A 20,716-nucleotide genomic window follows, 5' to 3' on the forward strand; every position below is an offset into this window, starting at 1 on the left:
TTCCTCCAGTTTATCGATTAAATCATCTATAAATTCTCACCTAATTCCTTTATTTTTACAACATGTATTTTTAACTAGGTTCTCTCCATATTTAATACTCACCCATTCTAGTACGGGAATGAGAGAATCTCTAAATTTCTTTCCTTCTGGTACTTTGTTGATTCGTTCAATTTGTCTCATTAAAACGATATTGTATAACACTAATTTTTTCAGTAATTAATATTTATTTCAACGTTCTTCTCAAGCTTACACCCTAATGCCCGGAGCCCTACCGACTACAGAATTCGCCAAGTTAACCATCCACGCGTAAGCCCAGAACTTGAGCTTAGCCTCAACTACTTGCCCAGCAAAACTTGTCTAACCGATTCCCCAAAAGTACGCTTCACCGCAGAGAACAAGGACTCGACCCGCCACCTAACGCCATAACCCTTCTCCTCCCTCCAACGATCATAACCCAACTTCCTAAACTCCCGCACAGCCTTACGTCTAGCAGGATGGCCGCGTTTAGTAGAAGCGTTCTTCTTGGGAGGAACTACAACCTCAACTCCGGTCTTGTAAACCTCATTGGCGTCATATGCCTTATCTCCATAAAACTTCTTTCCCTTATCTTGAAGATCCTTAACTGTTTTTACAGCACTTTCAACCTCGTTGCTAGTGACCTCAGCGTTTACCACGTTGAATTCGTTATTGTCCATTACTATCTCGATCTTGAGGAATTTTGAATCCCTAGTCTTACCCCACTTGGCAACAATGTATTGTCCTCCCGTGTTTGATGCCGGTAGCGTCTGCAATTACTTCAAGTTCGTCACTTGTCTCGGGGAAGGTTATGTTCATGTTCCTCACTCTCTCCCATATTGTTCGAGGCTTGTGGGGATGATCTTCAATTGTTCTAAGGCTCTTAATACTCCTTCTATTGCAAGGTAGGAAGATGTGTAAGAATGCTAGGAATTCGTTGAACTCCTTCGGAGCTTTATACTTTGTCCTAGCGTTACTGTTCTCCTCTGCTAATAAGTCCCACCAATGTTCGAATACGTAGAAGGGGGAACATCAACTTATATCTAGTTATGACGTTCTCGTCGTACTTGCTCCAGTCCCTCTTGTACTTACTCTTTCCCATAGGTAATACTTAACGAATAATCTATAAACTTTTTGTACAATTCTGAAGCAATCCACAAAGCAGTCAAAAAGCATATACTTATAACCCTCTAAGTAAAATAGAAGGAGGTTGTTATAAACTTTTCATATCCCATTACTTATTGAGAGTATTGACGCACCTCTCCTTAATCTCCTCAATTATATCCATAACGTTAAAATCAGCATCAATTCCCAGCTTCTTCAAAAAGGCTTTAAATTCTGGAATTAACTTTTCGATCCTAAGTAAGCAGTCTTTCGATAAACCGTATCCTATCTGGATTTCTTCTGGCTTACATACTATAATATAAAACTGTTTATCTTCATACAATTTTAGAATAGTATTAAGTCCTAACTCATGTAATGACTGTTCGAGTATCCCCTTACTTGTTGATGTTATCTTGAAAATTCCGTATTCTTCGTTAATGTTAGCCACATCTATGATTATTACAGTATCGTATTTGTCTAAATCAACACTTAATAAGTTACCTAAACCTAAGTCAACAACTACAGCATTCTTAACCTTGTTTATTATAACCTCAGCTAAACATGAACCAAAGCCGTCATCTTTCATAAGCCTATTTCCAACACCTATAATTGCCTTCATAATAATTTCACTATATTGTTAGAGGAAGTAATTATATGTACTGCACATACCTAACATGGGTCAAAACTTCTAATAATACGAAGTGTATCTAATCCTTTAATTTTCTTACTTTCCTCAGTAATCCTTTGCCGTTTATCCATCTTCATAACTGGTATTATAATTGTGGGATTCCAGTAAACCATAAGTTATAAAATCAACGTCTATATCCTTGATAAACCCCTTATAGGATTCACTTAGCTCCAACGCAACGTAAAAACAATTTCTCTAAATCACTCTTAACCTCCTTAAGGCCATCCTAAATTTCTTTGGCTATTGCATTGCGATCCCTAACTTCAATTCCACCAAATCTTAATGATAATGAACGAAGACACCTTAACCATATTAAGGTGAATAACTCCCTAAATTTTGTTGAAAGTTTTAATGCGATCTTGTATATCTCACATTTATAGTACAAATTGTCCATTAAATCCGAAACCTTAACGTAACTGTGGACGCCCCTAAACGTGCTATAAGTATTTAAAACCTTAAGAAACTGTGATGGGGTTAGGAGTGCAATAAACGGTGATGATAAATTTATATTCTTAAATAAAAATCCGATTGCTATATTATTATATGTAACGTCAACTAATGAATATGCAACGTTTCAGAAATCTATAGTTCCTGCCGTTGGATAGATTTCAGTGGTCATCTCTATGGCTTCTATAGACACGAGAGAGTGGATAGCTCCATAAACTCTACAAATCTTGTAGTTGAGTTTGGCGTTAAGTTTAATCGTTTATTCTTAAGTAAAATTTCGAAACCCTTAAATATCCTAATTTTTATTTTTATATCCCAATAATCTATAATAAAATTATAATTACAAGGCATTTTCATACATGATTCATTAGTTGTGAAGTACATTTAATTCTTGAAAGCTAATTTAAATGATATATGATCATATACTACCTATAGCATAAGCATAATTATAAGGATAAAGAGAAGAGACATGTGAAAGTATGATATCAGAGTACGTGGATGAGGAGATAAAAAGGAGAGAGGATTATAGTCTAAGAAGACTAAAGGGTATACCTAATGATAGAAGGCTATGGATATTGACTTGCATGGACGAGCGAGTTCACGTGGAGGAAGCTTTAGGGATTAGGCCGGAGGATGCCCACATTTACAGAAATGCTGGAGGTATAGTAACTGATGATGCGATCAGATCAGCTAGTTTGACCACGAATTTCTTCGGTACTAAGGAAATTATAGTTATCACCCATACCGACTGTGGAATGATAAGATTTACTGGAGACGAGGTTGCCAAATATTTCCTAGACAAAGGTGTAAAGGTTAATGAATTACAAATAGATCCTCTATTGCCATCATTAAGACTTCAAAGTACAGAGGATTTCACCAAATGGTTCAAGTTCTTTAGAGACTTAGGCGCAAATAGTCCAGATGATATAGCATTAAAGAATGCTGAGATACTCAAAAATCACCCATTAATACCAAAAAATGTAACAATTAGCGCATACGTATATGAAGTTGAAACTCATAAATTGAGAAAACCTCATCAAAGACTTTATGAATTAACATCAAGATTTGAACATGGAACTGTAGTTAAGGAATAAGATTTTTTTTAAAAATTTTATATATTTAAATCATCGTAAAAGATTTCTGAATTTCCACAGCTACATCTAGATCCATTAACTATATTTTTACACAAAGTACATCTAGGTATAATGTTCTCCTCCTCAGTCATTATCTTAATTGAACTCTTAATTAACTCACTCCACTCTTTTTCAAACTCCTTTAGATTATAGTGAGAGTAAACGCTATCAGGGGTCTCCTCTCCTAAAATCGTTACTGCGTATATGGCAGCGGTAAATGCAAGCTTCTCCCAATCTTTTGTCTTTAAAATGGAAAGTTCTCTAATTTTTTCAACACATCTTAACCATAAAATTTTAGAGTATAGTAATGGCAAAGAATAGATTCTTATACGCTTAACCTCTTCCATTAAATCATATTTTATTAGCTTTAATGTAGAGAAATTTTCCTCAGGAATTTTTGCATAAGATTTTAAAGAGACTATTAACATTAAAACACCTAGTGTTTTGAATACGACTCTAATATCATCATGAAGATTTATTATATTTAGTATGGCCTCTGCATTTTTCCTTTTCAAAACTCTTCTTATATATTTCTCATTATCTAAAATCTCTCCTTGATAATAATACCATTTATATAATCCCTTAACCACATTATAATAACTCTCAATATTCTCAGTAATTACTATTTTATTCTCTATAATCTCTTTAATTAATCTATTAGGTTTTTTAGTGAGAAAATTAGCTAACTCCTCAACATATTTATAGGTTTTTGGACTAAGCCAAATGGAAACAGAAGGCATTTAGTATTATATAGTTCTAAAAACTTTAATCTTTGCTTTAAACGCAAGAATATCTTAACTCATATAAATAAAAATATATCAATTCCTAATTCATTAGCCCTAAATAGAAGCAGTATGTTAAATTACTTCATTACTAATGTAACTTTACTTCCTTATATAAAACATATTAGCCAAGTGTATATTAGTCAGACTTAACTAGGGTATAGGTAGTTGACCTCATTGAGCGTAAAGCTTGACAATGAGCTGGACTTCCAATTCGTACTGGAAGTTGGGCTTGAAATCAGAACAAGGATGAGCATATTCGGGGTTTAGGCTTCATGGGATTTCATGATATTTAATATTAATCCTCAGCCCTTGGGCTTCACCAAAGTCACGGACGTTCATCCCTCTCCGCCCCATTAGCGGGATAACCCCAACCCACACCCGCGCTATTTCACGGATGTGAGGAAAACCGCACATCTTGAGATAAATATTCAGTGAAGCATTCAATTGCCTATCTAACTTGAACCCGCACCTCTCACACTCAAAGGTCTTACCAACCTTTCGGGATACAAACCCACATCTGGGGCAAGACCTCGAGGTGAGGTACGGGTTAACCTCCTTCACGAAGGAGCCGTAAAGCGGAGCCTTGTACTTCAACACTCTGTGTATACTCCTCCAAACAGTCCTAGAAATCTTCCTCGAAAGAGACTCATTAGCATCTACAAACATACCCTCTTTATCAAGCTTTTCCACAGCGAAAAACGTCATGGGGTACAAGTCCAACAACGCGTTTACAAACTTGTGAACGAAGTCCAGAACGCTAGTGCTTTCAGAAAGTTTATAGCTTTAGGCAAAGGATATACCACTAGATCATAGTCTAAGAACTTTTCCAAAATACTAGCGATTCCTCTCCCTATGCGAATACTTCCTCATCAACTCTCTCCCCCTCTTCGTGTGCTTTGATGCAAATGATTGCACCTTAGCCCTCTTCACCTCCATAGAGTACTTAAGGGAGTACAACTGCTTCAGAGAGATTGTAACGAATTTCTCACCATCATAAGCATCTAGAGTATAAAGGTTGGAGTCAATAGCTAGAAAGTTCACTGGTGTTACCCACGGTAACTTGTAACGAAATGGCAAATACACTTTCTCCTCCTTAATTATAGGTTCGCCAAGTTCCAACTCCCTAACCCTTCTTGAGAACCATGACTTACTCCACGGGAAGGTGATGTACTCATAAGGTCTTACAGTTATTCTAACGCTTTCCCCCACAACCTTCCTCAGAGTCGTCTTTATCCTAACGTAAGCCTTCTTTACCCTTGGTTTTTCAATCGAAGCTCTCCCCTTTATGGCCCTTTTCCTCCACGACTTCAAGATCGAGAATGCGTCATTAATTGCCTTATCAACGTAGTGTGACGCGAGGTGGTTGATCTTCTCCAACTCTTCCCTAAGTGGTTTGTACACTTCCTTCTTCTTCGGTAGTGTTATCTTGTAATTACCGTTCTTTTTTCTTACTTGTATTTTCGTTAAACTCCACAAGTAGTCAATTGCTTTCTGTAGTAGTGTTCTGTATTCTTTAATTAACTCTTTGCTCTTCTCCCTCTCACTATTCTTGATAGAGTACGTGAAGTGCACGTATTCCTCTTCCGGTTCAAATTTTCCAATTCTTAAGTTCTTCAGCACATTTCTTCACCTTTTCGTATTCATGACTTCTCATACCATACAGTTTCCCACTGAATGAGACTAGTGCTGACATTAGGTCTTCAACTAGTTCTTCCTCTTTGTCCTCTTGGTTTAGTACTACTATTTCACAGTTGTGTGCTTTGCACACTTCCTCCAGGATTTCGAAGCCGACTCTAACAAGTCTGTCTGGGTAAGCAACAACTACGCGTGATACTTCGTTGTTCAGTATCATTCTTAACAACTTCAAGAACCCCTTTCTCTTCATGTTTAACCCGGAACCTATGTCAGTAATTACGAGGTCGTACTCCTTGACTTGTTCCTCTAGATACTTCACTTGGTTTACTAGTTCGTCTTTTTGTGTGGAAGATGATACTCTAGCGTAAAGTATTACTTTTCTTTTTCTAATAATTCCCATTAGCCTCTCTACGTCCTCTTCTCCGAATCTTTGTTTTCCACTCTGTAGTATAACTGGTTTTATGTATCCTTTCTTAACGTATTCTCTAAGTGTTGCATAGGATATTCCTAGTCTTTGGCATGCTTCCTTAGGTCTTAGCATTGTATAAGAGTTTGTGTCAAAATAATATAAACTTTACGGTTTATCGGAAATCGTTGGCAACGGCAACCCCAGTTGCAGGAATAAACGTATCAAAGGATAAACTATTTTCACAATATTCAAAAATGAGAAGAGGGAAAAATTTCAGACTTTCACTCATTCTTTTATTCATAACATTAGTTCCTAAAGATAATCCTAATCGAAATAGAGAAAACGCTTAATAATACTATAGATTTATTTTCAAGAGAGTGATTTAGGGTCTATCGGGGAGACAGAGATAAGCCAGCAGAGGTTCAAAGGCTTGAAATGAAATACATAACAAAGTAAGGGTTTAGAATTGACTTTTATTTTTTGCTTAAAAAGATGTCACTATGCATAATCTTTTCATGATTTGTTTGAAACATGTTTGAAAGAGGTATATTAACGCTTATTATTTTAAATTACTTATGGGTAAGGTATTGGGAGAGGTAAAGAAGGATTATGGAAAGCTAAAGCTCTACATAAATGGTGAGTTTATAGATTCTAAAACTGATACAATAGGCAAAGCATATAATCCAGCTAAAGATGAAATTATTGCTGAAGTCCCATTCTCAGCTAAAGATGAAGTTGAAGAGGCTATACAATCAGCCCAAGAGGCATTTGAAAAATGGAGAGAAGTTCCAATAACAACTAGAATACAATACCTCTTTGCACTTAAGAATAGATTAGAGGAGTATTCAGAAACAATAGCTAGGATAATAGTTCAGAATCACGGAAAGACCATCCAAGAGGCTAGAGGAGATATGAGGAGAACTATAGAGAACGTTGAGGCTGCAATAAGTGCAGCCTACACTTTATATAAGGGCGAACATCTAGATCAAGTATCTCAGGAGGTTGATGAGACCGTTGTTAGGGAACCTTTGGGAGTTTTTGGAATTATAACTCCATTTAATTTCCCAACAATGGTTCCCTTCTGGTTCCTCCCATATGCGATAGTTTTAGGCAATACGGTAGTAGTCAAACCTTCTGAGATAACTCCAGTACCAATGGATTTTATTATTAGAATTTTTGACGAGATTAAGTTACCTAGAGGCGTTGTAAACGTTGTTCACGGTGCAAAGGATGTAGTTGATGAGTTTCTTACCAATAAGTTAGTTCAAGGTGTAACTTTCGTAGGTTCAACGAGAGTAGGAAAATATATTTATGAAAATGCAGGGAAAAACGGTAAGAAGGCTATTGTTCAAGCAGGGGCTAAGAACTTTGTCGTTGTAATGCCAGATGCTGATTTAAATAAGGCAATACCTTCTATCGTCTCAGCGTTCTTTGGCAATGCTGGACAAAGATGTCTGGCCGCCGCTAATTTAGTAGCTGTAGGGAATATTTATGATGAGGTTAAGAGGAAGTTCATAGAGGCTTCAAAACAACTAAAGATAGGTTATGGTTTAGATGAAAGTGTAGATATGGGACCAGTAGTGACAAAGGACGCTAAAAAGAGAATAATAGGATATATAGAGAAGGGAATTGAGGAGGGTGCAAAATTATTATTGGACGGGAGAGATGTAAAGGTTCCAGAGTATCCTAATGGATATTTCCTAGGTCCAACAGTATTTGATGAAGTTACACCAGAAATGGTAATAGCTAAGGAGGAGATATTTGGACCAGTAGCATCCATAATTCACGTTAAGAATTTAGATGAAGCGATTAACATCATAAATAGAAGTAATTACGGTAATGCGTCATCAATATTTACCACCAGTGGTTATTATGCCAGAAAGTTTAGGCGTGAAGTCAATACCGGAAATATAGGTATTAATATAGGAGTAGCTGCACCAATGGCGTTCTTTCCATTTGGAGGTAGGAAGGAATCCTTCTTTGGCATACTGCATGGGCAAATAGATAGCGTAGACTTCTTCACAGATAAGAAGGTAGTAATAACCAGGTGGTAAAATTAATTTTTAACCACTATTTTTAGCCATCTTTTAGCTATCCTTTTTCTCCTCTTCTTGCTTAGAGACATTGTTAATTACATTGTAGAATTTTAGGTCGTCAATATATCGTTTAATTATTCTCGACTCAGCCGATCTTAAATGATATGTGAATGTGGATTTACTTATATTTATCAATTTAGATATTTTATCAGACTTGATCCTCCTAGGAAAATCAAAATATCCATTTTTATAAGCTAAAATTAAAGTTTTGAGTTCATATGGAGTAAGTTCATCCTCAGTTATATCTAATTCATGAAAACTAATAAACTCTACATTCCCTTTTGACTTAAGCTTCTCTCTCAGTTCATTAACGTAACTTTCATATAATAAAACTCGCCAATATTCCTTTCCATCATACTTAAATCCATCTAAGATTATTCCATCTACGGAGTTTATATTATCCATCACACTATTTTTGTATCTCTTTCTGAAATCAAACAGTATTTTCTTATTATCTGTTGTAAGTGAAACTAATGAGTACCCTATGAAACTATTATTTCTTTTTATCTTATTTATTAACTCCTTGTATTTTTTATCCACAACAATTAGAGACCTAATAAAGTTCCTCTCAGTGTCTACGGAAAACCTTAAAGTTTTCACAACGTATTTACCAACTAGATTAGTCCAACAATTCTCATGTTCTACGGAAAACGTAATCTCCAATAACCTATCACTCATACATTTTTACCTATAATACTATTTTCGATTAGAATTTTTAAGCTTTATGAAAATTCTCCTTATCTCAAACTATTGAATCAAGCAAAAATGTTCATAGTGAATCAAGTTGCTATCTAAAAACATTTATAGTGTAATTATTGATATTTTAATTAATTTATTCATCTAATTTACTTTATTTTTCATATCGAACATGTTAGAGAAATCCATTTTATACTTCGTCAGACTTTAAAGGGCAAGAAAACTTCACTCAGTATTGACGTCCAAGGTTCACCGCACCTCTTCACACTATACGTAAGGTCATTTACTCTCTTGGATATGGAGCGTAGGAACCTCGTTGCATCCCACATTAAGGTCTCGAAGTCCGTGTAAATCTTCGAGTAGAGCCTTTTCTTGAGGACTGCCCACGGCCCCTCCGCCGGACTCTTATCCGGAGAGTAAGGCGGCAGATAAACAAACTCCACCCCATTTTCCTCAAGGAATTCCCTCACTTCATTACCGTGTATTCTAGCATTATCCATCACTATCACGGTCTTCTCGTCCTTTATTACCTTCCTCAAGTAGAGTATAATATCTTTTGAGTTCAGCGAGGGCTTCTTGTATGTCGAATAGGAGAAAGTTATTCCCTCTTTACTAATCGTTATCCCGCCTACTACTGCAAACCTCTTCCTCTTAGGGTTGACCTTTATCCCTCCTCCGACCTTCATCCAGCCTTTACCCTTGTTTATGTAGGACACGTACGACTCATCGAAGATGTGTACCTTGTACCCTTCTCTTATTTTTTTAAAAAGCTTCTCCCCTTGTTCCTTCACCCACCTTTCTACAGCGTTATCGTCTCTAACGTAAGTTCTCTTTCCTTTCTTGTACTTGAAGCCTAACTTCTTGAGGACTGGGCTTAAACTCCTCGGGTTGTACTTTATCCCAAATTCCTTGTCAAGTATATACGCTATGAGCTTCAAGGTCCAGAAATCGTAGTTCAAGCCGAAATCTCTTGGGCTCTTTTCTAAGATTCGGACGAGCTTTTCCTCGTCCTTCAGTTTCGTGGGTCCCTTCCTCGGCTTAGCGCTCAGGTCACCTTTCCTCAACCACTTGTACACGGTAAAGATGGAGACGTCATACTTCTTGGCAACGTCCTTTATACTCATCCCGTTCCTCACATCTTTTACAGCGTTAATCCTCCTCTCTTCCTCTTGTTTCTTGTTGAGCCTTATACCGTGCATTCTGGATTTCGGCATAACAATTTAGTATTACTCATGAAATATAAATCTTGCTCTTTAAAGTCTGACGAAGTATAGTAGAGTAAGATAAAATTTCTTTTGATGAAGGCAGCTAGATTAGTGGAGTTTCAAAAACCTCTTAAAATAGAGGATCTAGATGTTCCTAAAGTGGGAAAAGGAGATGTACTTCTGAAAGTGATAAGCTGTGGAATATGCAGATCAGATTGGCATCTATGGCGTGGAGATCCTGCTTTGGTAGCATACATGCAGTGGAGTGGTGGTAAGTTACCAATAACTCAAGGTCACGAGGTTTATGGAGAAATTGTAGAGGTTGGAGAGAGTGTAACTAGATTAAATAAGGGAGATAAAGTAGTTATGCCTGCTTCTTCTACCGGAGATAATAGGACATGCAAATACTGTATGGAAGGAGATTCAAATGTTTGTGAACACTTAGTAATAGCTGGTTATGGAATTAATGGATGCTTTGCCGAGTACATGCTAATCCCAGAGAGGTCAGTAATTGATCTAGTTAAAGTACCAGATGGAATAAAGTCAGAGTGGGCTGCTCTAAGTTCTTGTGGTTTTGGAACTTCATGGAATGCGTTTACAATGAAGACTAATTTAAAGCCCAGTGACATAGTGGTCATAATCGGAGCAGGTGGAATGGGTTTGAGTGGTATAGCAATAGCTAACGCTCTTGGAGCTAAAGTGATAGCTATAGACGTTAACGAACGATCTTTAGAGAAAGCTAAGATGTTAGGTAGCGTTGAGACTTATAGACACTCTGGTAAGTCTGAGGAATTGAATAAAATAGTAGAGGATATTATGAAGAAGTATGGTTCAGTGGACGTAATATATGATACTACCGGAATTCCAGAGGCTGTCATTCCATTTTTGCCTCTCCTTAAAGTACATGGAACATTGCTATTAGCGGGGCTTATGATGAAGGGGAAAGAGATTTTTCCATTGCCAGCAGATTTAGTAGTAGCAAGGGAAATCAGAATACAAGGAGTATTAATGTTACCAGCTCAAAAATTCGATACAATATTTAAATTAATGAAGGAAGGAAAGATTAACCTAGATCCGGTTATTTACAAGACTATAAGCATCTATGATGTCAATGATGCCTACAAGGAAATGAGCGAGTACAAAAATGCAGGAAGAATTATTATTAATAAGTTTAGTTAATTTTTCTCTTTTTTCCTAATTATAAAACAAGTTTTAGAAAGGTTTATTAAGACAAGGAGAGAAAAAACAATATGGAAGAAATACGTCCTTACTATAATACATTTAGTTTACCAATAACTAAATCTGGCAAGTCGCAAATAGTTCCACCTCCACCATGGATATATGCAATAGAAATGCAGTGGTGTTTCACCAATTTTACTCAAAATGATACAATTTCTATGGAAGAGAAAAATATCAGAGCGGAGTTAGAAAAATCGGCTTATTTCAACACAAGAAGCAAAAAATTTTCATATTTGTTGAAGAAACTAACAGAAAACGAGTTTATATATAAAGAGTAATACCATTTGTCTAGTATTATCAATAGAGGAAAGTAGGTGGAAGGACGAGATGAACAAGAAAAGGTTAAAGCGAGGGACTCCATAACTCCGTTATGCAAACCATACAAGTATCCAAAACGGAGCTGAAGTCCCTCGCTATAACTTTAGCAACAAACAATATTAACGTTATCTCTCAAGATCTAGACCCGGAAATAGTGAAAGCAGCACCATCCTTGCTAACCGGAAACAGAGGAAAATACTACTTGAAGGTAGTAAGACGAGGCGAGAAAGTAATTAGTAAAGGTCAGAGAACCTTCAAGTTCTACCCAATCTACAGAGAAGTAAAGGGAGAGATCAACGTAGTCGCTGTAGATGAGACCGGATTAACCGTGGGAGAAAAGGAACAAGAAAAAGCAGAGGGCTTTCTACTCTACAACTGGAAGAGAAAAGGAGTAAAGATGAGATCCTTGGACCTCGTATATCCCTTAAGGTTACCCCTCCTAGTGGAGGTAGCAGATTTGAGAAGCGACAGTCCATCACAGTTCCTACTCAGGAGCGTGAGGGAAGTAAGCCAATACATGGAAATAGATTACGTTGTAGCTGACGCCGGATTCTTGAACCTAGGGGTCATCAAGGAAATGCCCGTGAAGACCATTGTGAGAGGGAAGTCGAACTTGAAGGGATTCAAGGAACTATCTAACGTTCCATTAGTTGAGAAGAGATACGAGGTTAAGGACAAGGTTTACGTTGCGTATAGGGTCTTGAAATTTGAAGGGCTTTATTATTACGATGTGGTTTACGTTAAGGGAAAGCCGAGGCACTTTATGTTCGTGACGAACTTCGAGGGAGATCCCTATGAACTGGCTGAACTCTATAGGTTGAGGTGGCAGGTTGAGGAGGGTTTCAAGGTTAGGAAGGCAAGGATAAGGTATGTTAGGAAGTTGAGTAATAAGATCTTCTTGTTCCTCTATTACACGGTTCTGGATTCTGCGTGGAATCTAGTGAATCATCTTCTCTTTAACTTCAAGTCCACGTGTAAGAAGGTTTTGTCCTTCGATTCATTCGTCAAGCTTCTCTAACTTTCTCGGTGTTCAGAGGAGACTATGCACGTCGTTTTCACCACGTGAGAAAAATTCAGAATTCTCCTCTTATTATTAGAATTGTACGCTATATTTTTTGCAAATTATTTTAACATGTTATGTTTCATAATAATTTTATTGTTTTTCTCTATATCAATCTCTTTTTGAAAGGACTAATATTATATCTTTCAAATGAAATAATTTGGTGAAACACCACTGATAGAAATGATAGGAGTAAAAGCCTATTTTGATCCCGTTAAAGTTCTAGATTTAGTGCCTCCTCCGTTGGAAATAGTGGATGGTGAAGGATTTGTATACATTGCTAAGATTTTCACGGTAAGTGGAAATAGATGGGAGATGTTATACGAAGATCCTGAAGAGACTAAGTATATGGAGGCTGCAATAGCCCTAAAGGTCAAATATAATGATAATATTTTCACCTATTTCCCGTTCATGTGGGTTGATAAAGACCTACCGCTACTTCGTGGGTGGCTGCTAGGCTATCCTAAAAAACTAGCTTACATATCGATCTCAGAATTTCATAAACTTCTAGATGGTTACAGCGGTCCTTCTAGTGGGGTAAGGATGGGAGGATATGCATTAAGGAATGGTAAGGAGATAATAAGAGTGAAAATAACGCTAAAAGAAAAAGTATCGCAATATCCAATACCCTTTGGTCCTATAGTACAATTCAGGAGATTCCCAGCTGTCCAAGATGGTACAGATGTTTACGAGCTAGGACAAATAATCTCTTCAGATTTTAGAGTCGGCGAGGTGTGGAGAGGTGAAGGGGAGGTGATATTAAATGGTTCAGTGAATGAGGAGTTGGAAGTTTTGAAGATAAATAGGATTGAGGGAGGATATTACTTCAATTGGTCATTTAAGCAGTTAGGCACAAAAATTCTAACTAAAGTTCCAAATAATTATTAAGTGGTATTTTTAAGTGAGATAGGAAAACTTGAAACAAGTTTAATGGAGTGCTTATTTAGTAGGTTAAAAGTAAAAGTACCTATGACAAAAAATAACTCCGATTTCACTTTACCCCCAACGAATAGTGGTAAATCCCAAATTGTATTCCAACCACCATGGTATTATGGTGTAACCTACATTGGGGCTCATGTAAAGTTCACTAAGGAATCTGCAGAAAAGGTAATTCCGGGATTCCTATCAACTGACGGTGAAGGTTGGGTTTACATTGCCGAATTTATTTCTACCTCAGAAGACAATTGGGACTATATGTATCAAGACCCAGATTTAGTACAGTATATGGAGGGAGCTATTGGGTTAAAGGTCAATTTTGAAGGAAAGAATTACTTATATTTCCCATTCATGTGGGTTGATAAAGATTGGGCATTGGTAAGGGGTTGGTTAGATGGCTATCCAAAGAAAATAGCTAAAATAGCCATGACTAAATTACATCCATTACTTCCCAAGTACAATAAACCAGAAAGTGGACTTAGATTAGGAGGATATGTTGTAAGGGGAGGAGGTGTAATGTTTAGAATGCAAGTTGAATTAGAGGGGAGGACTGATTCACTGCCCCTTAAGAGCTTCGGACCATTCTTAAATATAAGGAGGTTCCCAAGTAGAGGTGAGGGTGAAGTTGATCTTTACGAAATAGTAAGTAGAGTTAGGGATGAGAGCAAGTACGGAGAAATATGGAAGGGAAAAGCTAATGTGGAGCTAGGCGGATACGTTAACGATGAAGTTAGCTTGCTTGAAGTTGAGAGAACGATTGGAGGTTACTACTATACCTTATACTTCAAAGTAACTACCACTCAACTAATAAGCAAGAAAATCGAAGAAACCATCTCTCTAAAATAAATAAAGAATGCTATACATAAACCTATACATAAACATAAAAAAGTAATAATGTTTATTATTATTAGATTTTTGCGCCTAATTTCTGTCTGACTATCTCTTTTAATTCGTCACTAACTCTATTTGCAGGTATAGGGCTACCATGCCAAAATGCCTCTTTAACATGTCCCCAATAATATAACCATCTGTTTTCATCCTCCTTAGTATCCCACACTATTGGCTCCCAATCCGGTACAACATTAAGGTAACCACCATGCAATAATTCAATTACGTTACCGCCAGGCTCCTTTACATAAAGTGAGTGGCTATCAGTTATACCGTGCCTTAAAGGACCCCCTACAATTTCTAAACCGTAATCAGTGTAAAAATCAGCAGCCTTAAGTATGTCGTCCGCATAATCCACATTAAACGTAACATGGTTTAGTCTGGCTGGAACTCCGGAAGGATCTAGGCTAACCGCCAAGTCATGTGCTGTACCATTAACTGCCATCCAATATGCAATCCTTTTGTCACCTTCTTTTAATATTTCATTTACTTTAAATGTGAGCCTCTTCAGTAACTCTACGGTCTTAGCAAGAGATTCATCATTATAGGCGAAGATAAATATATGGGACAAATCCTTAGCTTGAACTCCTTTAGTAGGTTTTTTCATAGGTCTAGCCTTATATCCCGATCTAAGTTCACCTGAAGCTCTCCATATCTTCATTTCCCATACCAGTTTACCAATTTGACCACTTGGTAAGATAAATTTATACCCTTTCCCTACACCCATATCTGGCTCTCCTTCATCCCACCCTAATCCTAATCCATTAGAGTTTACTATATTTATAGAATCAATTAGATCTTTTTCACTATAAGTTCTCCATACAATCTCCTTGACTCCAGCGGTATCAGATTCAGTAACCTTTAAACTATATGCGTACCAATCTTCCCACCCTCTTAGGTATACCGATCTATCCTTCCTTCCAACTTCATGTAATCCCAAAATGTCCTTGAAAAACCATAATGTATCATCAATTTTAGGCGTTAGAATTTCTACGCTAGCTAATTGGGAAAGTAACTTATTTACCATTTCTCACACTCTCCTTATTTTCATTTCTCTTCTACGACATTAAAAAATCTACTCAAACAAGTTTTATGTATGGCTTAATTCCACCTTTACTTAAACAGCATTTATGAACATATTAAATAAGTTAGGCATATCAGATGAATTAGCGGATATGTTAATAAATGAGGCAGTAAGGAAGGCTAAAGAGTTAGGAGTAAACGTTTCAATAGCAATAGTAGATGAAGGAGGAGAATTGAAGGCTTTTAAGAGGATGGACGGTGCACCAATCTTGACCATACAAATAGCCATAGATAAATCGTGGACTGCTGTAAGTTTTGGTATACCGACCCATGAATGGTACAATATACTTAAAGACAACCCCTCGCTGGCAATGGGATTTCCTAAAATACCTAGGTTAATAATCTTTGGTGGAGGATTTCCTATAATCTATAAAGAGCAAGTAATAGGAGGAATAGGAGTATCTGGTGCGTCTGCAGAACAAGATATGGAAATTGCCAAGAGTGCGCTTAAAAGATTGGAATCATAATTTTGTAAAATATTAGATAAACTATTTGATGAAGATATAAAATGTACAAGAATGGTTTAAACTTTATCTTCCTTTTTTTAAATATAGACTTTTAAGTTCAAAATCTCCATGCATCAAACTTGTTAGATTAAGCTTAATATAGCTTTCAACGGTTCATGAATGTAGATGAAATGTGAATACTTAATTATTGGAAGTGGCATTGCGGGATATAACGCACTAAAGGAATTACTCCAAATAAAACCAAACTCGAGAATAATTATGATAACCTCAGACAAATATTATCCATATGATAGACCACCACTATCAAAGGATTATCTTAAAGGAAAATTGGAAAAAGATATGTTATTCTTCGAGTCTGATGATTTTTACAAGAGGGATAATTTAGAGGTAATGTTAAACAAGAGTGTCGAAAGGATTGATGCTAATTTAAAGGAGGCAATACTAAATGATGGTAGTGTAATATCCTTTGATAAGGCATTAATAAGTACTGGTGGTAGGCCTAGGAGATTAAACATTCCGGGGAGTGAAAACGCGTTATACTTAAGAAGTTTGGATGACGCAGATAGGATAAGGGAAGCTGCGAGTAAAGGCAAAAACGCGTTAATAATTGGTGCTGGATTTATAGGTGTTGAAGTGGCCTCTAGCTTGATAACACTTGGTGTAAAGACTACAGTAGTGGAAGTAATGCCATACATATGGAATACATTCGTAGACGAAAAAGTATCAAGAGTCATACAACAATACTTGGAAAGTAAGGGAATAAACTTCATTCTAAACGAGTCAGTGAAGGAGATTCAAGGGAAAATCGCAACAACCTCAAGCGGTAGAAAAATTGAGGCAGACATGTTCCTAATCGCAGTGGGAATCTCGCCAAATGTCGAACTAGCGCAGAGAAGTGGAATGCAAGTGGATAATGGCATAGTTGTTAACGAGTACCTAGAGACGAGTGCCAGGGATATTTATGCAGCTGGGGACATCGCTAACATATTCGATCCAAGGGAGGGTAAGAGGAAGAGAATAGAGCATTGGAACAACGCGGAATACACTGGAAAATTGGCAGCTAGGAATATGGCTGGAAGCAGAGAGGCTTACAATTTCATATCATCCATATGGTCAGACATATTCGACTTACACATAGAGTCAGCCGGTGAAACAAGGAATTATGACGAATATATAATAAGGGGAAAGTTTGAATTGGAAAGACCAAGGTTTAGTGTAATATACTTAAAAGGAGGTATTATAAAGGGTTACTTAGCGATAAATAGAAACGTTAAAGAAATAATAGCCCTCAATAAATTAATACAAAAGCAAGCAGACGTTTCAAGTAAAAGAGATAAGTTGGCAGATGAAAGTTTTGATCTTCAGAAACTTTTAATATAAGTGGGATTTAAAGTTACTTCTTTTTTCGAACATGTTTAAGAATTATTTTTAAATGAGGATTATACATGTTTACTTATGAAACCAGTTCCTGTAGAGCCTAGACTACCATCAAGAGACGAGTATTATGATTTAGCGAACAAGTTAGAGTGGACGCCAAAATATGTAAAAGAAGAAGAGCTATTTCCGGTAGATATGAGTGGAATACCGAATTTACCAATAGATGTATGGACTGAGCTATATGATGCCCCCTATAAGGTGACATATAGGGAGTATGTAAAGAATCAAAAGGAGAAGGATCAAAGACTTTTCTCTGTAAGAGAGGCTGGAGTAAGGGCAGAGCTAGTAAAGAAATTAGATAAGACTTATCATCAAGGTTCCTTCTGTTTCCACATAACTGCAGTTCCTATACCAGAATATACTGCGGCTATAGCTGAAGCAAGAATGGCAAGGTTTGGGAAAGCTGGTGAATGGAGAAACTTATCCACATTTGGTTCTATGGATGAGGTAAGGCATGCGCAATTGCAAATCCTACTGTCTCATGATAATATACAAGCTAGTCCTAAGTTCGCTTTCGCGCATAAGATGTTCTGGGTTGACGGCTGGTTACCAATAGCTGCTAGATCGTTCTTTGACGATACTATAACTGGGACTAATGCAATAGAATTTGCTTTATTAACGACCTTTGCATTTGAGACTGGATTTACTAATTTACAATTTGTAGCATATGCCGCTATGGCAAATAAAACTAATGACTTCGTGTTCTCCTCAGCAACTCAAAGTATACAAACTGATGAGGCTAGGCATGCGCAAATAGGGCACCCAGTTCTAAAGGCTTTTGTTGACGTAACAAAGGTAAATGAAGAGATGGAAAAGAAAATTTAATTTGTTTTTTTAAAATTTTTCCCTATTTATACTTTACTCTTCTTAGTAAGAATTCAAAATCTATAAACTGATAAACACATCTATCAAACTTGTTAGAACAATTCTTAAAAAGTATAAAAAAGATTATACGACGATGAGTAGAGAAGGAAGTTTAGGCCAAACTAAAGGAGAAGTCAAGCAAGTATTATCAAACATTTCGGAGGGATTAATGAAAAATTATAGAAATACTGTTGAATTTGCTGCTAGGATGAGAGAAAAAGGCCCGGCATATAAAGAGGCAGGAGAATATTTGGTAGCGAAAGGATTCTGGCTCTCCGTTAGGCTAATAGGAGCCTTAACCGGAGTTTCAATGGATTACCTCACTCCTCTAGACGCTAGAATAATGTCATACAAGGAGTTTATGACAGAATGGGTAGGTGCGCAGTTAAAGAGATTATTAGAAGATTATGGAATAAGATTACCTTGGTATTGGAAATGGTTTGAGTTAGAGTTAGACCATTGGCATCATGACTTTATTATAGGATTATATACGTGGAGAAGGACTCTAAATGTTTCATTTAGAGGTCCTACGCCTGATGAGAGAAAATGGTTAAACGAGAAATATCCACATTGGGAGATGTTTTTCGGTAGAGTTTGGGACTTGTATATAAAGAAGATTATTGATGGCCAAATACCGTTACCATTAACTGCAGTACATTTATGTGCGGTTTGTCAAGTACCGATACAAGCTCCAGCTAATGGAAAGTACTTGAGGATCTACTTAAAAGAGTATAAGGGAAAAATGTATACGTTTGATAGTCCCGCTTGCTTATGGATATTTGAACAAGAGCCAGAAAGATATGCTGGGAGAAGGACTTACACACAAAGAGTTCTTGAGGGTATGATACAGTTTACTGAAGAGGCATACAAGGATCCGAAGAGGCTACTAGATGAGGTGATATGGAATATGGGACAAACAGAGGAAGGGGAAGCTGGTCTAGACCCTACTGACGGTGCATATGCATTATTATATAGAGAGAAAGATCCAGATTTCTTTAATAGAATAAAGAAGTATACGGAGGCGTAAAACAAATGAGTATAGAAGCGGTACCCATAGTGTTTGTTCCAGAAGAAGGTACAGTATGGTTACCAGCTGTGCTTCCAACAAACATTGCAGTAAAAGAAGCTGTTGAAATGTTAAAGAGTTTAACAGTCAATGTGTTAGTATGGGAAAAGAAAGGGAAAGAGTTAAGGTTAGTAAATTACTTTACTGGTCAAGTCTTAGACCCTAATGCCAAAGTTAGAGACGTAATAAAGCCATATGACGTTTTCTGGTTAATCTGGTGGCCTCCTAGAGAAGAGTTCTGGAAGCCAGAAAATCAGAATGATGAAATATTTAGGATTATAAAGGAGACCGAAGATGCAGTAAAGTCAGCCCCAAGATCTCCTTCAGTACTATTTGCAGATGAGATTGAGAAATATAGTATCGTTAGAAGATTGGAAAGGGAGGGTAAACTAAGAGCGTGAGATTATGAATTACCCTGGAGAATTTCATAAATTACTAACTCTAGACGACATTTATGAAGGAGAGGCTAAGCTAGTAGAGGTTAATAGATATGAAATTCTAGTAGTAAATATAAAGGGAGAGATTAAGGCATATTATGCTAGATGTGCCCATGCATTAGGTTTAATAGAATCAAACTCTTTCGATGGTGAGGAGAAAATAATATGCCCAGTACATCTATGGGAGTATAACGCGAGGACAGGCGAAAGTATAAATCCAGTTGGTAGTTCTCTCTTTCCTTTAGATGTGAAGGTTGAAGGTAGTGATATTTTTGTTAAAGTTCCATCTGTTCCCATATCCGAATTCAAGGTTAAATGGTTTGGTATGTATAGGCAAAGGGGTGTGATAAATGAGTTTGGAGTTAACTCTTGAAACAATTTTAGATAAATATCAAATAATGGATTTAAGTAAATTACCACAAAATATGGTAGGGCCAGTGCTCATGAAAGACGAGTTCAGCTATGCTGTAGTTGAGGCTTTAGCGCGCGATAATCCAAATACTTTCAAAGGAGTTCTTGATAGGGGTTCTTACATAAGAGTAGTGGGTGAAAGGGAACTTATCTTAAACAAGACTACGCTAGAGGAAGTGATAGGTATGGACGTTAGATTTCCTGGAGAGGTTGAGGTAAGGATGAGCGCATTTGCAGGAAAGATAATTGTTAGAGGGGATTATATAAAATGGCATTTAGACTTGTGAGGTGAAAGGA

The 20,716-nt window shown here is 36.9% G+C and carries 20 protein-coding genes and 2 pseudogenes; 14 read left to right on the top strand and 8 right to left on the bottom strand.

Annotation, left to right across the window (positions count from 1 at the left end):
- Positions 1 to 246: 246 nt before the first annotated feature.
- Together SSOP1_RS06430 and SSOP1_RS06435 are read right to left on the bottom strand one after the other, a co-directional pair.
- A pseudogene (locus tag SSOP1_RS06430) lies at positions 247 to 1,117 on the bottom strand (transposase).
- Between the two features lie 132 nt (positions 1,118 to 1,249).
- Entirely contained in the window at positions 1,250 to 1,738 is a 489-nt protein-coding gene (locus SSOP1_RS06435) for a hydrogenase maturation protease (RefSeq protein WP_010923251.1), read from the bottom strand.
- 995 nt (positions 1,739 to 2,733) lie between these two features.
- On the opposite strand from SSOP1_RS06435, the gene SSOP1_RS06440 reads away from it, so the two are divergent.
- Entirely contained in the window at positions 2,734 to 3,348 is a 615-nt protein-coding gene (locus tag SSOP1_RS06440) for a carbon disulfide hydrolase (RefSeq protein WP_010923252.1), read from the top strand.
- A 17-nt stretch (positions 3,349 to 3,365) separates the two neighbouring features.
- Here the strand turns inward: SSOP1_RS06440 and SSOP1_RS06445 are convergent, their stop codons facing one another.
- From SSOP1_RS06445 to SSOP1_RS06455, 3 genes and pseudogenes are all read right to left on the bottom strand, one after another.
- On the bottom strand, positions 3,366 to 4,127 hold the full coding sequence (locus SSOP1_RS06445) for a hypothetical protein (RefSeq protein WP_010923253.1): 762 nt from the start codon (positions 4,125 to 4,127) through the stop codon (positions 3,366 to 3,368).
- Between the two features lie 315 nt (positions 4,128 to 4,442).
- Positions 4,443 to 5,792 (bottom strand): annotated as a pseudogene (locus SSOP1_RS06450) (RNA-guided endonuclease InsQ/TnpB family protein).
- A complete protein-coding gene (locus SSOP1_RS06455; RefSeq protein WP_010923255.1) occupies positions 5,761 to 6,348 on the bottom strand; it encodes an IS607 family transposase in 588 nt (195 codons plus the stop codon). The pseudogene SSOP1_RS06450 and the gene SSOP1_RS06455 overlap by 32 nt, the downstream one beginning before the upstream one ends.
- A gap of 443 nt (positions 6,349 to 6,791) precedes the next feature.
- Here SSOP1_RS06455 and SSOP1_RS06460 point away from each other — a divergent pair, with 443 nt between their 5' ends.
- Entirely contained in the window at positions 6,792 to 8,270 is a 1,479-nt protein-coding gene (locus SSOP1_RS06460) for a CoA-acylating methylmalonate-semialdehyde dehydrogenase (RefSeq protein ID WP_010923256.1), read from the top strand.
- Positions 8,271 to 8,303: 33 nt separating this feature from the next.
- On the opposite strand, the gene SSOP1_RS06465 is transcribed toward SSOP1_RS06460, so the two are convergent.
- Positions 8,304 to 8,990 carry a helix-turn-helix domain-containing protein gene (locus tag SSOP1_RS06465; RefSeq protein WP_010923257.1) on the bottom strand — a complete coding sequence of 229 codons (687 nt, stop codon included), beginning with the start codon at positions 8,988 to 8,990 and terminating at the stop codon, positions 8,304 to 8,306.
- Between the two features lie 218 nt (positions 8,991 to 9,208).
- Positions 9,209 to 10,222, bottom strand: a complete 1,014-nt coding sequence (locus SSOP1_RS16285) for an IS630-like element ISC1078 family transposase (RefSeq protein WP_010923639.1) — start codon at positions 10,220 to 10,222, stop codon at positions 9,209 to 9,211.
- A gap of 84 nt (positions 10,223 to 10,306) precedes the next feature.
- Here SSOP1_RS16285 and SSOP1_RS06480 point away from each other — a divergent pair, with 84 nt between their 5' ends.
- The 5 genes from SSOP1_RS06480 to SSOP1_RS06500 all read left to right on the top strand — a co-directional run bounded on the left by SSOP1_RS06480 (position 10,307) and on the right by SSOP1_RS06500 (position 14,612).
- Complete coding sequence (locus tag SSOP1_RS06480) at positions 10,307 to 11,392, top strand: zinc-dependent alcohol dehydrogenase family protein (protein WP_048054205.1); 1,086 nt, start codon at positions 10,307 to 10,309, stop codon at positions 11,390 to 11,392.
- 71 nt (positions 11,393 to 11,463) lie between these two features.
- Positions 11,464 to 11,730, top strand: coding sequence for a hypothetical protein (locus SSOP1_RS17600; protein WP_063492772.1), 267 nt, complete (start codon positions 11,464 to 11,466; stop codon positions 11,728 to 11,730).
- Positions 11,731 to 11,822: 92 nt separating this feature from the next.
- Positions 11,823 to 12,788 carry an ISH3-like element ISC1439A family transposase gene (locus tag SSOP1_RS06490; protein ID WP_010923358.1) on the top strand — a complete coding sequence of 322 codons (966 nt, stop codon included), beginning with the start codon at positions 11,823 to 11,825 and terminating at the stop codon, positions 12,786 to 12,788.
- A gap of 225 nt (positions 12,789 to 13,013) precedes the next feature.
- Positions 13,014 to 13,718, top strand: coding sequence for an acetoacetate decarboxylase family protein (locus tag SSOP1_RS06495; protein ID WP_231918225.1), 705 nt, complete (start codon positions 13,014 to 13,016; stop codon positions 13,716 to 13,718).
- 81 nt (positions 13,719 to 13,799) lie between these two features.
- Positions 13,800 to 14,612 carry an acetoacetate decarboxylase family protein gene (locus SSOP1_RS06500; RefSeq protein ID WP_048054307.1) on the top strand — a complete coding sequence of 271 codons (813 nt, stop codon included), beginning with the start codon at positions 13,800 to 13,802 and terminating at the stop codon, positions 14,610 to 14,612.
- A gap of 61 nt (positions 14,613 to 14,673) precedes the next feature.
- On the opposite strand, the gene SSOP1_RS06505 is transcribed toward SSOP1_RS06500, so the two are convergent.
- Positions 14,674 to 15,681, bottom strand: a complete 1,008-nt coding sequence (locus SSOP1_RS06505; RefSeq protein WP_010923261.1) for a catechol 2,3-dioxygenase — start codon at positions 15,679 to 15,681, stop codon at positions 14,674 to 14,676.
- Positions 15,682 to 15,784: 103 nt separating this feature from the next.
- On the opposite strand from SSOP1_RS06505, the gene SSOP1_RS06510 reads away from it, so the two are divergent.
- The 7 genes from SSOP1_RS06510 to SSOP1_RS06540 all read left to right on the top strand — a co-directional run bounded on the left by SSOP1_RS06510 (position 15,785) and on the right by SSOP1_RS06540 (position 20,706).
- Positions 15,785 to 16,204 (top strand): GlcG/HbpS family heme-binding protein, encoded by a 420-nt coding sequence (locus SSOP1_RS06510; RefSeq protein WP_010923262.1) that lies wholly within the window; start codon positions 15,785 to 15,787, stop codon positions 16,202 to 16,204.
- 165 nt (positions 16,205 to 16,369) lie between these two features.
- On the top strand, positions 16,370 to 17,584 hold the full coding sequence (locus SSOP1_RS06515; RefSeq protein WP_010923263.1) for an NAD(P)/FAD-dependent oxidoreductase: 1,215 nt from the start codon (positions 16,370 to 16,372) through the stop codon (positions 17,582 to 17,584).
- A 75-nt stretch (positions 17,585 to 17,659) separates the two neighbouring features.
- A complete protein-coding gene (locus SSOP1_RS06520; RefSeq protein ID WP_010923264.1) occupies positions 17,660 to 18,466 on the top strand; it encodes a ferritin family protein in 807 nt (268 codons plus the stop codon).
- A 133-nt stretch (positions 18,467 to 18,599) separates the two neighbouring features.
- Entirely contained in the window at positions 18,600 to 19,532 is a 933-nt protein-coding gene (locus tag SSOP1_RS06525) for a YHS domain-containing protein (protein ID WP_009992600.1), read from the top strand.
- A gap of 5 nt (positions 19,533 to 19,537) precedes the next feature.
- Positions 19,538 to 19,972 carry a hypothetical protein gene (locus SSOP1_RS06530; RefSeq protein WP_009992601.1) on the top strand — a complete coding sequence of 145 codons (435 nt, stop codon included), beginning with the start codon at positions 19,538 to 19,540 and terminating at the stop codon, positions 19,970 to 19,972.
- Between the two features lie 4 nt (positions 19,973 to 19,976).
- The gene (locus tag SSOP1_RS06535) at positions 19,977 to 20,381 is read left to right on the top strand and encodes a Rieske 2Fe-2S domain-containing protein (RefSeq protein WP_009992602.1); all 405 of its coding nucleotides are present in this window, start codon (positions 19,977 to 19,979) and stop codon (positions 20,379 to 20,381) included.
- The gene (locus SSOP1_RS06540; protein WP_009992603.1) at positions 20,359 to 20,706 is read left to right on the top strand and encodes an MmoB/DmpM family protein; all 348 of its coding nucleotides are present in this window, start codon (positions 20,359 to 20,361) and stop codon (positions 20,704 to 20,706) included. Before SSOP1_RS06535 ends, SSOP1_RS06540 begins: the two co-directional genes overlap by 23 nt.
- Positions 20,707 to 20,716: the final 10 nt, after the last annotated feature.

This window comes from Saccharolobus solfataricus (genome assembly GCF_900079115.1).
In the GTDB taxonomy this organism is placed as follows: Archaea; Thermoproteota; Thermoprotei_A; order Sulfolobales; family Sulfolobaceae; genus Saccharolobus; species Saccharolobus solfataricus.